The organism is Breznakiella homolactica (assembly GCF_016616095.2).
GTDB classification, from domain to species: domain Bacteria; phylum Spirochaetota; class Spirochaetia; order Treponematales; family Breznakiellaceae; genus Breznakiella; species Breznakiella homolactica.
This window is the reverse complement of record NZ_CP067089.2, coordinates 2,665,926-2,682,478: the sequence shown is the minus strand read 5'-3', so window position 1 is coordinate 2,682,478 and position 16,553 is coordinate 2,665,926. Positions and strand designations below refer to the sequence as shown.

The 16,553-nt window shown below is 45.7% G+C and carries 14 protein-coding genes; 7 read left to right on the top strand and 7 right to left on the bottom strand.

Annotated features, from left to right (window positions below; translation table 11 throughout):
* Position 1 precedes the first annotated feature (1 nt).
* Entirely contained in the window at positions 2-754 is a 753-nt protein-coding gene (locus tag JFL75_RS12100; RefSeq protein WP_215626943.1) for an SDR family NAD(P)-dependent oxidoreductase, read from the top strand.
* A gap of 68 nt (positions 755-822) precedes the next feature.
* On the opposite strand, the gene JFL75_RS12095 is transcribed toward JFL75_RS12100, so the two are convergent.
* Entirely contained in the window at positions 823-2,058 is a 1,236-nt protein-coding gene (locus JFL75_RS12095; protein ID WP_215626942.1) for an NHL repeat-containing protein, read from the bottom strand.
* 234 nt (positions 2,059-2,292) lie between these two features.
* Here JFL75_RS12095 and JFL75_RS12090 point away from each other — a divergent pair, with 234 nt between their 5' ends.
* Positions 2,293-2,742, top strand: coding sequence for a MarR family winged helix-turn-helix transcriptional regulator (locus JFL75_RS12090; protein ID WP_215626941.1), 450 nt, complete (start codon positions 2,293-2,295; stop codon positions 2,740-2,742).
* Positions 2,739-4,136: an MATE family efflux transporter gene (locus JFL75_RS12085; RefSeq protein ID WP_215626940.1), complete on the top strand. Its 1,398-nt coding sequence runs from the start codon at positions 2,739-2,741 to the stop codon at positions 4,134-4,136. Before JFL75_RS12090 ends, JFL75_RS12085 begins: the two co-directional genes overlap by 4 nt.
* Positions 4,137-4,547: 411 nt before the next feature.
* Here JFL75_RS12085 and JFL75_RS12080 read toward each other — a convergent pair whose 3' ends face one another.
* The 6 genes from JFL75_RS12080 to JFL75_RS12055 form a co-directional block, all read right to left on the bottom strand.
* Positions 4,548-5,540: a hypothetical protein gene (locus tag JFL75_RS12080; RefSeq protein ID WP_215626939.1), complete on the bottom strand. Its 993-nt coding sequence runs from the start codon at positions 5,538-5,540 to the stop codon at positions 4,548-4,550.
* An 826-nt stretch (positions 5,541-6,366) separates the two neighbouring features.
* Positions 6,367-7,131 carry a hypothetical protein gene (locus JFL75_RS12075; RefSeq protein WP_215626938.1) on the bottom strand — a complete coding sequence of 255 codons (765 nt, stop codon included), beginning with the start codon at positions 7,129-7,131 and terminating at the stop codon, positions 6,367-6,369.
* A 10-nt stretch (positions 7,132-7,141) separates the two neighbouring features.
* On the bottom strand, positions 7,142-8,167 hold the full coding sequence (locus tag JFL75_RS12070) for a hypothetical protein (RefSeq protein WP_215626937.1): 1,026 nt from the start codon (positions 8,165-8,167) through the stop codon (positions 7,142-7,144).
* Positions 8,168-8,214: 47 nt separating this feature from the next.
* On the bottom strand, positions 8,215-8,859 hold the full coding sequence (locus JFL75_RS12065; protein ID WP_215626936.1) for an SH3 domain-containing protein: 645 nt from the start codon (positions 8,857-8,859) through the stop codon (positions 8,215-8,217).
* Positions 8,860-8,950: 91 nt separating this feature from the next.
* Positions 8,951-9,538 carry a hypothetical protein gene (locus tag JFL75_RS12060; protein WP_215626935.1) on the bottom strand — a complete coding sequence of 196 codons (588 nt, stop codon included), beginning with the start codon at positions 9,536-9,538 and terminating at the stop codon, positions 8,951-8,953.
* A gap of 14 nt (positions 9,539-9,552) precedes the next feature.
* Entirely contained in the window at positions 9,553-10,593 is a 1,041-nt protein-coding gene (locus JFL75_RS12055; RefSeq protein WP_215626934.1) for a tetratricopeptide repeat protein, read from the bottom strand.
* A gap of 786 nt (positions 10,594-11,379) precedes the next feature.
* Between JFL75_RS12055 and thrS the strand changes: the two genes are divergently transcribed.
* The 4 genes from thrS to aepY all read left to right on the top strand — a co-directional run bounded on the left by thrS (position 11,380) and on the right by aepY (position 16,547).
* Entirely contained in the window at positions 11,380-13,167 is a 1,788-nt protein-coding gene (gene thrS / locus JFL75_RS12050; RefSeq protein ID WP_215626933.1) for a threonine--tRNA ligase, read from the top strand.
* 107 nt (positions 13,168-13,274) lie between these two features.
* Positions 13,275-13,871 carry a hypothetical protein gene (locus JFL75_RS12045; protein ID WP_215626932.1) on the top strand — a complete coding sequence of 199 codons (597 nt, stop codon included), beginning with the start codon at positions 13,275-13,277 and terminating at the stop codon, positions 13,869-13,871.
* Positions 13,872-14,107: 236 nt separating this feature from the next.
* Positions 14,108-15,406 carry a phosphoenolpyruvate mutase gene (gene aepX, locus JFL75_RS12040; protein ID WP_215626931.1) on the top strand — a complete coding sequence of 433 codons (1,299 nt, stop codon included), beginning with the start codon at positions 14,108-14,110 and terminating at the stop codon, positions 15,404-15,406.
* Between the two features lie 43 nt (positions 15,407-15,449).
* The gene (gene aepY, locus JFL75_RS12035; RefSeq protein WP_215626930.1) at positions 15,450-16,547 is read left to right on the top strand and encodes a phosphonopyruvate decarboxylase; all 1,098 of its coding nucleotides are present in this window, start codon (positions 15,450-15,452) and stop codon (positions 16,545-16,547) included.
* Positions 16,548-16,553 lie beyond the last annotated feature (6 nt).

The window sequence follows — 16,553 nt, the reverse complement described above, 5'->3', positions numbered from 1 at the left end:
CATGGCTGAACAAAATCAAAAAACCGCCCTGGTCACCGGCGGCACCGGCGGGCTCGGCAAAGATATCTGCAGGCAGCTGCTGTCGGACGGATTTACGGTCTACTGCTGTGATATCAATGATGAAGCGGGGGCGAAAACCGAAGCGGACCTTGCCCAATACGGGACGGCTGTATTTCTCCACCTGGATGTTTCCGAGGAAAAGGACTGGCAGGAGGCGATCCGGCGGATTCTGGCCGATACGGGGCGGCTCGATGTACTGGTCAACAACGCGGGGATCAACATACGGGTGGTTATTGAGGAATGCACCGTGGAACAGTGGGACCGGATGTTCCAGGTGAATGTCCGGGGGCCTTTCCTGGGGATCAAACATTCCCTGCCGGTCATGCGCAGCCAGGGCGGCGGTTCCATCGTCAACATATCATCGATCTGCGGCCTCGTAGGCCATCTGTACACCAACGAGTCCTATACCGCCACCAAAGGCGCCGTGACGCTGCTGACGAAAAGCGTGGCCACCCGGTACGCCAAGGACGGGATCCGGTGCAATTCGGTGCATCCCAGTACGGTGGATACGGAAATCGTAAAGATTCTTTTTCAGGATCCCAAAAAGAAGCAGGAACGTCTCGATGAGGTCCCCATGGGCCGGCTTGGGCTGCCCGGGGACGTTGCCAGCGCGGTGAGTTACCTCGCGTCTGATAAAGCCGCGTTTATCAACGGCGTCCAACTGCCCGTGGATGGCGGGCTGACGGCGTACTGATTTTTGGCGAACCTGCGTTTAAGCAGCCCGTCCTATTCTGCATTGAACAGGGCGGGCAATTTTTTCGGTCAATTTACCTTTTCGAGAACCGTTATTTCAGTTCCCACATCAATTACATTCTTCTGTTCAATGGTGCCGTCGCTGTTTATTTTTATCAGAAGTTTTTTACTGTCCGAATACCGCAGCGCATTGAAAATAACTTCATCATCGTTAGTAACGGTCATTTTGAAAATATCATAGTTATTCGCTCCAAGCAGTTCCGAAACGGCATCATCATTGGGATTTATTTTTATTATTCTGCCATTCTCGGTCGCTACATAGTAATAAGCGTTGCTGGCACTGACATATTTTGCTGTACTGAGATCAACACTAATTATCCGGGGTACTCCGCCAGTTTTGTAGACAACCTTGCCGCCTTCTTTTCCAATAGTGATTATCATATCATCAAAATACAGCCACCGGACGCCTTGAGAACCAATTCCGGATTGGGAATCACCTACAAAAATAGTGCCGTAATCCGTATAGGTTAGATTATTGTTTACATCTAATTCAAGTTTCTGCAGCGCTGTTGTTGAAGAATCGGGCTGGAAATAAATATTCCCATCATACCCGGTAAAACTCAGCCGCGTCCGGGGTTCGTTCAAATTTTTTATGGAATTCGTTGTTGTTTTAAACCGTGTTATTGTATTGCCCGTTCCATTGGAATGTGAAAATAATACATTTCCGTCGGAATCTACACAAAATTCATCTGCAGAAGTGATATTGTAAATATCCGGTGTATAGTTACTTGCGGTAATACTGTTTGGGTTGGAAATATTTATTTTTTTTACTATTCCTGCGCTTAGGTAATATATATTACCGTTTTTGTCACTGTAGAAGCTTTTCCGCACTTCCCCGTTATACCCCATATTTGCCCGCAGAATTTGCGGAGATCCCACCGGGGATAGGTCATACGCAGATCCGGTGGTTTTACTCACCAGGTACGGATTATTCTCTATAATTATGATCATATATTCATCAGTAACATCGTGAATTTCTGATGGAACCGCTGTACTGGTTGAACTGCCGCTTTCATCAACCATATTAACCTGGGTAATGGTTCCATCGGACAGGATTTTAAGGAACTGATTGCCGGAGCTGCTTCGTGATGCAGCACTTCCCGGTGCGACCATCAATGCTTTTGCACCGGTTATATCAATGAGTGATAGCTTTTTTGCCTCACTTGATCCGCTACTGGGATTATCACATCCGATTAAACAACATAACACAATTAATGGGATAAGAATTGAGATACGTCCTTTCATACAGTCACTCCTTGGATTGTATCAATCCTAATATAAATATATCATTTATATCCCAAAAAACAAAAAAATAAAAAATGTGAATTATTCTGAAAAACTGGTTTGAGTGGTATATTGCCGGTTTCCTGTCTCAATGGGCGCCGATTGTTGTATTATTTTCTTTGCTTAAAATAGTTGACATGACAACGGTTTGTGATTATTATTCGTTGTTGTGTCAACTAATTAACGGAGACCTTTATGGATTACGCTGTAGGCCGGCTTATTTCAATTCTATACCGCAAGAACCAGGTATACTTGAATATTGTCCTTAGAGAATACGCTGTCACTTCGGCGGAGTCTCCTTTTCTTCTCTATCTCTACAAACGTGACGGTATATCCCAGGAGGATCTGTCCGCGTATCTCGTTATTGACAAGGCTTCCACCGCCCGGGCGATCCAGTCCCTTACGGAAAAAGGGTATGTGTACAGGGAAAAGGACGAAACCGATAAACGGCGCAACCGGGTATACCTGACGGATAAGGCCCGTTCAGCCCGGCGCGGCATCGACCGAAAACTCCGCCGCTGGAGCCGTTTCCTTACCGAAGACCTTTGTCCCGAAGTATCCGACACCGTGTATACAGCGCTGGAACGGATGGTTGAAAAAGTTGAGCACACGGATTTCAGGAAAAAATGGGGAGATAAACAATGACTGCGGCAAATCCTTTAGGCACCGAAAAAGTCTCATCACTGCTGGCGCGGTTTTCCATACCGGCTATTATCGGCATGGTGGTAAACGCCCTCTACAATGTGGTGGACCGCATTTATATCGGCAACGCCCCCGGCATCGGCGCGAACGGACTCGCGGGGATTACCATCGGGTTTCCAATTATGATTATTCTCCTCTCCATCGGTATCCTCTTCGGAACCGGCGGGGCGACCCTCTTCTCCATGAAGCTCGGGGAAAAAAAGCCCGAGGAAGCCGACCAGGCCCTGGGGAACGCTTTTTCGATGCTCCTTATCAGCGGCGCGGCTTTCCTCGTGCTGGGCCAGATTTTTCTCGATCCTTTGCTGCGGCTCTTCGGGGCCAGCGATACGGTGCTGCCCTATTCCACGGAATATATGCGGATCATCTTCTTCGGCGCAATCTTCCAGGTCACCAGCATGGGGATGAACAATTTTCTCCGGGCCGACGGCCAGCCCAAACTGGCTATGCTGACCATGTTCATGGGCGCCGGGGTCAACATTGTTTTGGATCCTATATTTATCTACGTCTTTGATATGGGAATGGCCGGGGCTGCCCTGGCTACCATTATTTCCCAGGCCATCTCCATGATATGGATCCTGTCCTATTTTCTCAGTTCCCGGGCAAACCACCGGCTGCGGCTGCGGTATATGGTCCTCCGGTCAAAGGTTATCATGCGTATCGGCAGCCTGGGAATGCCGGGCTTTCTGATGCAGCTGAGCAACAGCATGCTCAACGCGGTGCTGAATAAAACCCTGTTTATGTACGGCGGGGACCTGGCGGTTTCCGGTATGGGGATCGTCAACAGTATCCAGACCATTCTGCTCATGCCCATCACCGGTCTTATGCAGGGTGTGCAGCCGATCATCAGCTTTAATTACGGGGCGCGGAAATACAGCCGGGTTAAAACCGCGGAACGGCTGGCCATGACCGTAGCCACCATCATCGTGGCGGCCGGATGGATAACCACCCGGGTCTTCCCGGAACAGCTCGTTTCCCTCTTCAACCGGGAACCCGAACTGCTGCGGTTCGGGTCCTATGCCCTCCGTGCCTGGTTCCTCTGCCTGCCGGTGATCGGTTTCCAGATCCTGGGCGCCAATTTTTTCCAGGCCACCGGCCGCTCACGGATGGCCATGGTCCTTACCCTGACGCGGCAGGTAATTCTTCTGATACCGTCGATACTCATCTTTTCCCGGATTTGGGGCCTCAACGGGATTCTCCACGCGGCGCCTTTCGCGGACGCTGTATCCGCCCTGGTCACGGGAATAGCTTTCTTCTTCGGTATACGGAAGCTGTCGGACAATGCCGGGGACCAGGACGATCCGGTTCTGCCCGCGGAGCCTGTGACGGAGCAGTACTGATATCCGGCGGCAGAGAGCAGTTTCCAGTCAGATACATCATGGTCTTCAATTGGTTAACTCAAATCCCGCGTCTTTCCTGGCTGCGGAATTTTTTTGCGGAAAAAAGCCGTATTTTTCTTAATTACGTCCGGATAATAGTATTATTCGACCTATAATAGGTCTGCATTGTCCCTTGCAATTATGCCTCAGGCAGTGTTTCCCTGAATCCTGCTATACCCGGGAACAGCGGTCGCTCTGTCATCGCCGAATCTGTGCCGGGACTGGAATCAAACCTGAATATAGTCTGGAAAAAAGACCAGATCTTTTCAAAAGCTTCCAGCCTTTTTCTAGCAAAACTGCAAAAAGCGTTTGTTTAAGGGGTAAAATGTAACAGGATAAACAGTTTGTAAAAGCAAGTAACGTAATATATGGTTATTCTACCACAAAGATTGAATAAACACACGTATCATAAAAACCATCTGTTAAGACAACTTCTTCTCCATTTTTCCAATACTTTGCGATAGTCATATCACCATCAATCTCATTTCCTGCCACGTAAACATCATCCCCCAATAAAAAAACAGACATAGCAGCGGCAAAATTATTACTGGCTGTTAGTTCCACTCCATGCCCGTTCTTCCAGTATTTTGCAACATTATTTTCGCCAATATATTCACATCCTGCAACATAAATGTCATTACCTGCTACAAAAATAGAAGAAGCCTGCGCGCTGTTATCATCTGTCAGTATAATTTCCTGTTTATTTTTCCAGTATCTTGCAATAATTCTTTCTTCGATATATTCGCTGACAGCAACATATATATCGTTGCCTGCTGCATAGATTGAAGTGGCATAGGCTGAATTATTTCCATCTGTTAAGACAACTTCTTCTCCATTTTTCCAGTATTTTGCAACAGCATAATCATCATTCCGTTCATATCCAGCGACATATATATCATTGCCTGTAACAAAGATAGAATTTGCAGAAGCATAATTGGCGTTTTCTGTTAAATCTACTGCCTGACCATTTTTCCAGTATTTAGCTTGGCTATTTTCTTCACCTGCGACAAATACATCATTTCCCTGTACAAAGATAGAATAGGCGCCTGAATGAAAAGTTCCGTCAGTTAACTCGATTCCTTTCCCATTTTTCCAATATTTTGCTATAGCCTGATTATCGCTGTTCCGCTCAAATCCTGCTACATATATATCGTTATCAATAACAAATATTGAAAGAGCCATGGATTCATAAATTTCATCTGTCAACGAAATTCTTTTTTCATTCTTCCAATATTTTGCCGATGTTATTTTGCCGTTATCTTCATATCCGGCGATATATATATCCGGAGCTGCCCAGCTGTTTGCTGTTATAAATATAAGTAACGTAATTAAATGAAATATTTTAAACGCACTGCTAATCCTCATATATGGGTCTCCTTCCTATTACTATAAAATTGGTTTTAATACAGTACTTCCCAATATGGCTCAAATTGTATCTTATCAAATTCTATCGAATGCATATTAAGATTTTTAACTGCATCATCATTATATATTCCATAGCTGATTGTATCCTGTATGCTGTTTATAAACTTCCATTTTCCGTCTTCATCACGCTTTGCTGTTTCCCATCTGCGTTTATTATAGACAGTCTTTTTTGAGTTAAACGCTTTTGATAACTCTTTTATTAAATCTTTTGACAGCTCCCCAATCTCTTCCGTGATTGCTATTGTAACTAACGTATCAAAGATATATTTTTTATCTTTTCCAAAATGATGCTCATTCCCAATAGATATATAAATATCAGGGGATGTATTGTTTTTCGCACATACTGTCCATATTGGCGCCCATAATTCAAAATGCTCAAACGATCTCTCATCGTTATTCTTTAATGTCCACTTTTCATGGGATTTTTCGTCCCATTTTAACCTTCCTAATTTACACTCCCCATGGTCTTCAACAACCCTGATTCCTATATTGTTTTTATTAGGCGATATTTCAATAACTTTATCAAATAGCGGCTCAATGCTGTTAAACCATTCATCCCTGCGCCATGGCTATTTATTGGGAGGGTTAGTACCAAATATTAAATAAAAGTTATAGATTTTACTGTTCCAGCCCATAGACTCCTCCTTTGCGCTGATTGCTTGGATAAGCGGAATAACATCTACTTACGGCATGGACGGGTCAAGTATCCATACGTTGCCGGAAAGCCTGTAATGGATTGATTGCTTTAAATAAAACATATCAGCTTTTAATAAAACTCTTTATCAACCATTTTAACGTAAATCTCGTTAGTGTTTTTTAAAGTGTCGATAATAACTTTGGCAGTCCCGATTTTCAGGTGTTTTTCAAAAATATTGAATTTTTCTTCCGGCGACAGATTTTCCTTTTCCTGTAATTCTACCGCTGTTCTTTCATATACAAAATTGGAAAGATCAAGAATAAAACTTTCAACCTCCCCATATATTTTTGCTAACCGGGGAAGGGGATTATCATATATATATGATTGCAGCAGAAAATCGCAGAAATCATCTTTTTTTATTTTGTACCGCAGTCTTATTAAATAACTTCGATCGTCAATAAGCATATCGTTAAACTTTGCATATGATGCTGCGTCTCCTATGTCCCAATTTGTTGTCCATGTATCTTTAAAAGCAAGAGGTTTGATTCTCTCTTCAATCCACGCAAGCTGCTCATAGCTTCTGGGGCAGCTGTCTGCGTGTCCTCCGGCGTCCCGTATTCTCAAAGTTCCTTTTTGGGATTTATGGTTAAATTCAAGATAAAAAGGGTCCATATCAAAAGTGCTTTTACACTCCGGTTTACTTTCAGTTTGAAAAAAGCTGTAATATTCGCGGGACTCTTCTATCTCAAGATTGGGAAAATGTGAAACACGGTAGTTATCAAGCCAATCCATATTTACTTTATCCGGCAGCATTGCGCGGTAAGGAAGCGAGCGATATATTATTTCTTTCTTTTTCTTCGGTATCCAGAAATTCTTCTTCTTGGAATTTGCCATATGTCCTCCTTTACTCTCTGAACCCTGCCATTAAAAATGTATTAAGATAAGCAGTTCCGAAAAAATCAGGAAGTTTTGTTCTAAGGCTCGCAAGATCTGTCTCTTCCAGAAAAAGTTTCATTGTATGGCAGAAGTCATAAAAAGAGTATTCTTTGTTATCAATAAAAACTTTTCCCCTGATTTCAGAAATTCTATCACTATCAACCTGACAGGATTCAAATCTGATATTTGATATTTTCGCATCCTGCGACTTATCTAAAAGAGTTCCGTTAAAAGAATAATGACCGTCACTATTATTCTCATCATCTATGGAAAAGATAAAATCTCCCCACAGCTCGACATCAAGCTTCAGGTATAATGTTTCCAGCAACTGTGCATTTGGATGGAATCCCTTGAATGAGTAACGTATTTGGGTGTCGACTAAATCTATTGTTATATTTTCTTCTTTGTTTTCATTGGCATCAAAAGAGATTCCATAAGAATGCAGAACTGGGATTAGAAATAGCAGAACAGCCTGATTGCTGTTATCAACTAACCTGCTGTCTCCTCTTGTATTTGCTGTTTTTATTATATTATCCATCTCCCAAAAATCCTCATCAGAGTAAATCCTGGCTCCATCATTAAACTGGAATATATTCTCATCCGTTACTGTAAATATAAGTTGTTTAATATTTTCCAATCCATCCACATTTACAAAACCATCAATTAAAGTATTATGACTATCTTCCCATACTTTAATTGCGCCGTTTAACTCAATTTTATAAAGCCTGCCGGATTCATGGGAAAAATAATCATAAATATAGTGATTAAAATAAATTGTCTGTTCCGGATCAAAATCAAGATCGCCTTCCCAGGTTATTGTCCTGTCTAAATTAGCATGATATTCATCCATTACATCATGTGCCGGCAGCTTCAGGCCAAGCCGAACTCCCGCAAAAATAGCTAACGTTTCATCATCATATTCAATATCATCCGCGTTTATCATACAAGTTATTGCCATTAAAATAGCAAATATTAAAATCAGTTTTTTATTCACAGTTTTTCCTTATATATTATTAAGTAAAAGGGAAGGGCTCTTAATTACTATCTGCCATTTTTTCCGACGTAGATTATTTCATCAAGTTTTAATTGAAACTCATCACAATGCTCGTAGTTTGTATCATTAAACAGATATAGATATCCGCTGTATTTACCTGGAGTATTACCTGATTCAGAAAACGCCCCATAAACATCTCTCCATGGACGATAGTATGAATCATTGTCCTCCGGAACAGTTAATCTTATATTATTGTTGTAGATAAATATATCTTTTAAGTAGACTGCGGGTAAACCTTCAGGATCGATAAATGAGATTCTGTAATATATATAATAATCTGTATCAATTTTATCTAAGCTGGATTTTATACTGCTTGCTGAAATATAGCCGCCCCAGATATAGCCGGTAATATCATTGAATTTAATTTTATACCAGTTTTGGGTAACGCCCTTAAGCTCCTGAATGTTTCCTATATTTTCAATTATCTCAATCTCATCATGCAGGCCAAGTTTTCCCACAACTGTTCCTTTTAGATTTGGCTGAGACCTTATATTTACCGGAGAGTCCAGCATATAATAAATACCATTTTCAAACTCAAACGGCTTTAATTCATCTTCATAATCATCATTAATCTGCGCAAAAATATTGAGTGCAAAAAAAAGTAAAAAAGATATTATCAGCGCTTGTTTCATAAAGCATCCTGCAAAGAATTTATTAACAGTTTATTATTGCTGATATATGCGTTTTTTTTAAGAGCTGATACAGGCGTTTAGAGGAGATTTCCTATTTTAATTTTTCCAGCAATTTAGTATAGCTATCTGCCAGACTGCTTATTCTGTCAATTAATTCTAATCTGGTTTCTTCTGTTAACATATCTATGGAGTTTTCCAGAGATAGCAGCTTCAGTAAGTCTGTGTTATGTAAATCTTCAAACATCATCAGCCTTTTTACAGCGTTTTCTATACTGTTCGCAAAGCCTTTGCTTGTTTCATTTTTCCAGTAGATATCTTTTATCTGGTAATCTGTTCCGGCAATCTGATGCTTTATTTTTTTATATCTTTCCAGAATAAAAGGGATCCCTTTTTCATGCCACCACTTGGGGTTTACAACTCCTCCAGACATACCTGAGCCATAAAAAAATCTTTCAATAAAAATATCTTTATCAGAAGAAACAACGGAGCCTGTTAATGTATAAAAAAACTTGAATAAATATTCTCTCATCAGCTCTTCTGTTTCTGGCAGGCTAACATCTTTTGATTTAAGGCGCATCTCATCCCAAAGATATGGATCACCGCGAAAACCCCATTCTCTTGGCTCTTCAACAAATAGGGAAGATATATGTGGGATAATTTTTATATCATCTTTTTGCATTTTTATTATAGCTCCTATGTATTCTCCAGCCGGAATTTATCAGCAGTATGGTAGTTCTCGGTAAGGTCAAGACTTGGATCAAATATACTAATAAGTTCCTGTTTTATATCTGATATCTTGCCCCAGTTAAAAATGCTTTTGTTGCCAAGATTGCTGGCAAGATTTTCAAACCATCTGTCAGCTTTCTGCAAATCTTTTTCAACTCCAATGCCAAAAAAATAGATTACTGCTAGTTTATATACAGCTTCGAAATCAACCCAATATCCTGGACTCCAGATTGCAGCTTCTTCATACCATTTAACTGCTTTTTCATAATCAACCTCAACTCCGAGTCCAAAAAAGAACATATCGCCAATAAGTCTTTGCGATTTTTCGTTACCATTTTTGGCAGAGTCCAAAAGCAGTTCCATCGCTTTTTTGTAATCCTGCGGAACAATTTTGCCGTAGAAATAATACTCTCCAAGCATTGCTTTTGCGCTGCTATCACCATCTTCCGCGGCTTTCCTGTACCATTGTATCGCAAGTTCAGGTTCTGATTTTCTGTAATAATCTCCAAGCCAGCGTTTTGCGCCAGTATTGCCAGCGTTGGCCGCTTTCTGATACCAATATTTTTGCGCTTCAAAGTTATTGAAAAAACGGTATTCCCTCGCAAGAAACAGCATAACCTCAACATTTCCCTTTTCAGCAATGGCTTCCAGTTTTTTAATCGCAGGAATATATTTTTTCTCCGCAGATTCATAAAAACAACGGATCATTTTATCAATAGTATTACTGTTCTGTTCGGGAAGTTTTGAATAATACAACCCCTCATGATAATAAGCTTCTCCAAGAAGCATTTTTACCTTTGGATCATCAGAGTGTATTTTTTTAAGCCACAGAATTGCCTGCCTGTAATTAGCAGTAACGTTATCTTTCCCGTAAAGATATATCATGAAAAGGTCAAATTTCTTTTTCTCATTGCCTGGACTATAGTCATGTTCTTTTATAGAGTTAAGTATTCGCAGAGCTTTTTTGCTGTTTTTTAATAGCTCAAAATCTTCGGTAAGGTCTGTCAAATGTTTTCTCCATACGTAAGGTTATTAGCTATATACGGGTTTTTGAAAGGCTGAGCGCAGTTTCTCATATATTAAAACAAACAGGCAGTTTAACAATACCATGATAATAATATTAAAAGGTAATTAAGTTAAATAATAATAGTCAAAATTATTATCAAAGCTTCCTCTTATTAAACTTACCCCCAGTTTAATAAATAAAAATATGAACCAATCTGTACAGCGCTATAAACTATAAACTCTTGGGGGTAAGCCCTATCCTGTCTTTTCCATAAAACACCCAGAATATTCCAATTGCTGACCCGTAAAATAAAAACGCTTTAGTAGTGAAACTAATACAAAGAAATCACATTTGGATTGCCGTCCCCTTGACTTTCCCCGTAAAAAAGTGGAAATTTTATAGAACCGCCGGCTTCGAGAAGGCCGGCGGATAAAAGCTTTGACGGAGACGAGTAAGATCCATACCGGACCAAAGAGAGGCGGCGCCATAGGCTGAAAGCGCTGCCGGTTCAGGAGTTTCCGAAAACCCCTCCCGAGCTGCCCGGGGAAAGGATGAATTCCGAGTAACCAGGGCCGGATTGCCCCCGTCAGCGGCGAAGAGCGCGCCCTCCGTCGAGGAGCGGCGAAGCAGGGTGGTACCGCGGGCTGCGGCTCAGCGCCGGAATTTATTCCGGCGTCATTTCTTCCGTCGGAAGAATGGGCACGCTTCCCGTCCCCGCGTTATTAACGGCGGCCAGAACGCCGGCAACCGCAGGGGCGGGGTGTGTTACGGCCGCAGCGAGGTACGTCATGTCAGACGCGTTGGATAAATCCAAGGAAAATCAGAAAAACGAGAAACTAGCCACCATCAGGCACTCGGTAAGCCACATCATGGCCGAAGCCGTAACCCGGCTCTTCCCGGGGACCAAAGTCGCCATCGGGCCGTCCATCGAAAACGGATTCTACTACGATTTCCAGCTTCCCAAATCCATCGGCGCGGAGGATCTCTCCGCCATCGAAGCGGAAATGAAGAAGATCATTGACGAAAAGCGGGATTTCGTCCGGACCGCGGTAAGCCGGGAGGAGGCGAAACAGCGGTTTGCCGGTGAACCCTTCAAACTGGAGCTCATCGAAGAACTCCCCGCTGATGCGGAAATTTCAATCTACGAACAGAAGGGCAGTGACGGTTCTTCGGGGTGGGCCGACCTCTGCCGGGGCCCTCACGTCCTTAATACGAGGGAAATAAACTCCGCGGCTTTTAAACTGATGAGCATCGCCGGCGCTTACTGGCGGGGCGACGAAAACCGTCCCATGCTTACCCGGATCTACGGGACCGCCTGGGAAAATCCCAAGGAACTCAAGGCGTACCTGGCCTTCCTTGAGGAAGTTGAGAAACGGGACCACCGCCGGCTCGGCAAAGAGATGGACCTGTACTCCATCCATGAGGAAGCCGGCGCCGGGCTCATCTACTGGCATCCCAACGGCGGCCGCATGCGGGTGGCGGTGGAAAACTTCTGGCGCACCGAGCATTACCGGAACGGCTACGAAATTCTCTATACTCCCCACATCGGAAAATCCTGGCTCTGGGAAACCTCGGGCCATCTGGGGTTCTACAAGGAAAACATGTATTCCCCCATGGAAATCGATGGCCAGGACTATTACGTAAAACCCATGAACTGTCCCTTCCATATACTTATCTATAAGAATAAAGGCCACAGCTACCGGGATCTTCCCCTGCGCTGGGCTGAGCTGGGTACGGTCTACCGGTATGAGCGGTCCGGTGTTCTCCACGGACTGCTCCGGGTCCGGGGTTTTACCCAGGACGACGCCCACATCATCTGCACTCCGGAACAGATCGAAAGTGAAATTCTGGAAGTCCTCCGGTTCAGCCTCAAGATGTGGAAGGTCTTCGGGTTTAAGGATATCAAGGCGTACCTCGCTACCAAGCCCGAAGGTTCCGTGGGTGAGCAGAGCCGCTGGGACCAGGCCCTGGATTCCCTGCGCAAGGCTGTTGACGCCGAAGGCCTGGAGTACGAAATGGACGAAGGGGGCGGCGCCTTCTACGGTCCCAAGATCGATCTCAAGATCAAAGACGCCCTGGGCCGTGAATGGCAGATGACCACCATCCAGTTCGACTTCAACGAACCGGAACGGTTCGACATGACCTACGTTGACGCCGACGGCCAGCACAAGCGGCCCTATATGGTCCACCGGGCGCTGCTCGGTTCCCTGGAACGGTTCTTCGGGGTGCTCATCGAGCACTTCGGCGGAGCCTTCCCGGTGTGGATCGCCCCCGAGCAGATCGCGGTTATTCCCGTGGCGGAAACCTTCAACGACTACGCTAAAAAGATTGCCGCGGAACTTAAAGCCCGGGATCTCCGGGTTTCCGCGGAGCTGGACGACAGCCGGCTCAACGCCAAGATCCGGGACTGCCAGAACCGGAAGATCCCATACATGCTGGTGGTGGGCCAGAAGGAGATGGACGAAGGTACAGTCTCCATCCGCCTGCGGGACGGCCGCCAGCTCCCGGCCATGAAGGTCGGAGAATTCGCGGCATACGCCGCGGATAAGGCCGCGTCCCAGGCTCTCGAGCTGTAAACGCCGGATCTCCGGCGCATAGGTGTACATAATGAAACGCGGGGATTCTGGGGACTCCGCGTTTCATTTTCATCTTTATTAAATCGATTGGCGGGAAGAAAGATCAGATGAGAGCGAAAGTATTGTTTATCGTTTTTTTGTCCTGCGCAGGCATGCTCCCGGCGGAAAAGGATAAAAATTATATGGCACTGCCGATTCCTTCTGTTAATCCCATGGAAAAGTATGCTGTTCCCGATCCTGAACGTAAACCCGCGGCCGAATCGTTTTTTACGGCAGCAATAGAGACCATCCGCAGCGCGGAGAATACTATTGATCTGAAATGTCTGATAACCAATACCTCATCTTCATCTGAATATATCCTTTTAAAAAATTATCATGATTACCATGGAACATTGGATTTTCCTATTTCATTCTTTATTACTATTAAGAATGGCAAAGGAGAAATCCTGGCGGAAGAATACTCGCCGTATATGTATTGGAATACTGCGTTTAAAATACTGCCGGAGGACTGGATACTGGTGCCGCCCGGAGAAAGCGTAACTTGTATGGTACCGTTAGATGCAATGATCTTATCAATGAAAGGCAATGGCGCCATTCTGGCTTTTAACCCGGGGAAATATTATATAAAGCTGGCGATTAAATTCATACAATCCGGGAATCGTGTTGAAATAGAGTCCAATGAACTTGAAGTTGTGTTTAACTGATTTCGCTGATCAAAACACCGTCCGCCATAGGTCAGGCACATCAGTCCCGTGAACATGATCAGCCGCACGGAACGCGATCCTTCTGTTGTTTCGTGTGAAAACCCGGAGATCGTTTACGTGCCGTGGGAACCCGGATCCTGGGAATCCGGGCTGATAAACAGCCTGTCCCGGCCCTCATTGTTACTTCGAAGTTTTTTGTTTACAATATTCTTAGGACTTTTCCCAGGGGGTATGCAATGAAAACCGTGTATGTCGGTATGACCGCTGATATTATACATCCCGGAATCGTGAATATTATCCAGCAGGCGTCTCTCCATGGAGAGGTGATGGTGGGACTGCTGACGGATTCAGCCATCGCGAAATATAAACGGCTTCCCTATCTCAGCTACGAACAGCGGAAACAGGTGGTCGAAAGCCTTAAACACGTGGCGCGGGTGGTGCCTCAGGATGAATGGAGCTACGTCCCCAATCTGAAAAAATACCGGCCAGACGCGATCATCCACGGTGACGACTGGAAAACCGGTATACTGAGCAAGGTCCGGGAGGATGTATACCGGGTCATGGAAGAGCTTGGCGGCGAGGTTATTGAAATTCCCTATACCCAGGGAATCAATTCCACCGCTCTCAACGAATTGGCGACCTCCATCGGGACAACCCCGGATCTGCGCCTCAGAACCCTCCGGCGCCTGATCGAGGCAAAACCCATAGTGCGGATTATGGAGGCCCATTCCGGCCTTTCGGGGCTTATTATCGAAAACCTGGAAGTTATTAAAGAAGATGGGGTACACCGGTTCGACGGCATGTGGTCATCGAGCCTTACCGACTCAACCAGCAAAGGGAAGCCCGACATTGAGGCGGTTGATACCACCACAAGGCTTCAGGATTTAACCCAGATCCTGGAATGCACCACCAAGCCGGTTATCTACGACGGTGATACCGGCGGTATCCCCGAGCACTTTGTATTTACGGTACGGACCCTCGAACGCAACGGAATATCCGCCGTTATAATAGAAGATAAGACCGGCCTCAAGAAAAATTCCCTCTTCGGAACCGAAGTGGAGCAGCAGCTCGCCCCGGTGGAGGAATTCTGCGAAAAAATCCAGGCGGGGAAAAAGGCGCAGGTTACCAAGGAATTTATGATCATCGCCCGGCTGGAGAGTCTTATCGCCGGGAAAACCGTGGACGACGCCCTTTCCCGGGCCCTGGCCTACGTACAGGCAGGCGCGGACGGAATCATGATCCACAGCAAGGAAAAATCCGGGGAGGATGTCAGGGAATTCTGTCTGCGGTTCCGCGGGGAATATACCAATATTCCCCTGGTGCTGGTACCCACCACCTACAACCAGTTTACCGAGGAAGAGCTGGCCGGCTGGGGAGCCAATATCATCATCTACGCGAACCACATGCTCCGGGCGTCCTATCCGGCTATGCGTGCCGCGGCGCAATTGATCCTTGAACACAGCCGGTCCAAGGAAGCGGATGCCATCTGCATGCCCATCAAGGAAATACTGGAACTTATACCCGGAACGAAATAAGACTTCTCGGGGCAAGCCCCGCGATAGATAAAGGAGCCTAACCATGCTGGACACCCGGAAATTTGGGGATCAGCTGAAAAAAGCGGGATTCGATTTTTACAGCGGAGTGCCTTGTTCATTTCTCAAGGATCTGATCAATTACGCCATCAACGACTGTGAGTATGTGATGGCCGCGAACGAGGGCGACGCCGTCGCTGTCTGCGCGGGAGCGTATCTCGGCGGCAGGCGGTCCGTGGTTCTCATGCAGAACTCCGGACTGGGAAACGCGGTTTCTCCCTTAACTTCCTTAAACGCCGTGTTCGGAATCCCGGTGCTGGGATTTGTTTCCCTCCGGGGAGAGCAGGGCATCCCCGATGAGCCGCAGCACGGGCTCATGGGTTTGATTACCGAGAGGATGCTGGAAGTTATGGGAATCGACTATGCCGTTCTTTCATCCGATCAGGCTGAGGCGGAACAGCAGCTTTCCGCAGCGGCTGAGACAATCGATTCGGGCAAGCCCTTTTTCTTTATAGTCAGGAAAGGGACCTTTTCCGCGGTTGAGCTGGCGGAAGATAAAAAGCCGGTATCCCGGGATGATCTCGGAACCCGGTATGAAATGCTGAAACGGGTAAAAGCGGGGGCTCCGGAGGACGCGCTCTTCCTGGCCACCACGGGATTCACCGGCCGGGAATTGTACCAGCTTGGGGATGAGCCGAATAACCTGTATATGGTCGGTTCCCTGGGATGTGTCTCCTCCCTTGGCCTCGGTGTCAGCCTTTCCCGGCCGGACAAACCGGTGATTGTCCTTGACGGTGACGGTTCCCTGCTTATGCGCGCCGGTTCCCTGGGGGTCAACGCCTGGTACAAGCCGCGGCGGATGCTCCATATTCTCTTCGACAACCGGGTTCACGAATCCACCGGCTGCCAGTTTACGGTTTCTCCGGGGATAAACTATCCCATGCTCGCGGAGGCTTTCGGCTATCCTTCTGTTCTGCAGACCACGGACCCGGCCGCCCTTGAGCAGGCGGTCCGGCTCTGGTCCGCGGAAGGGGGACTCCGTTTTATTCACGTGCCCATTGCCGCGGGCGCGCCGGAAAACCTCGGCCGCCCGAAAATAACGCCCCGGGAAGTGGCGGAACGGTTCAGAAAATTTATTAATTAAGGATAT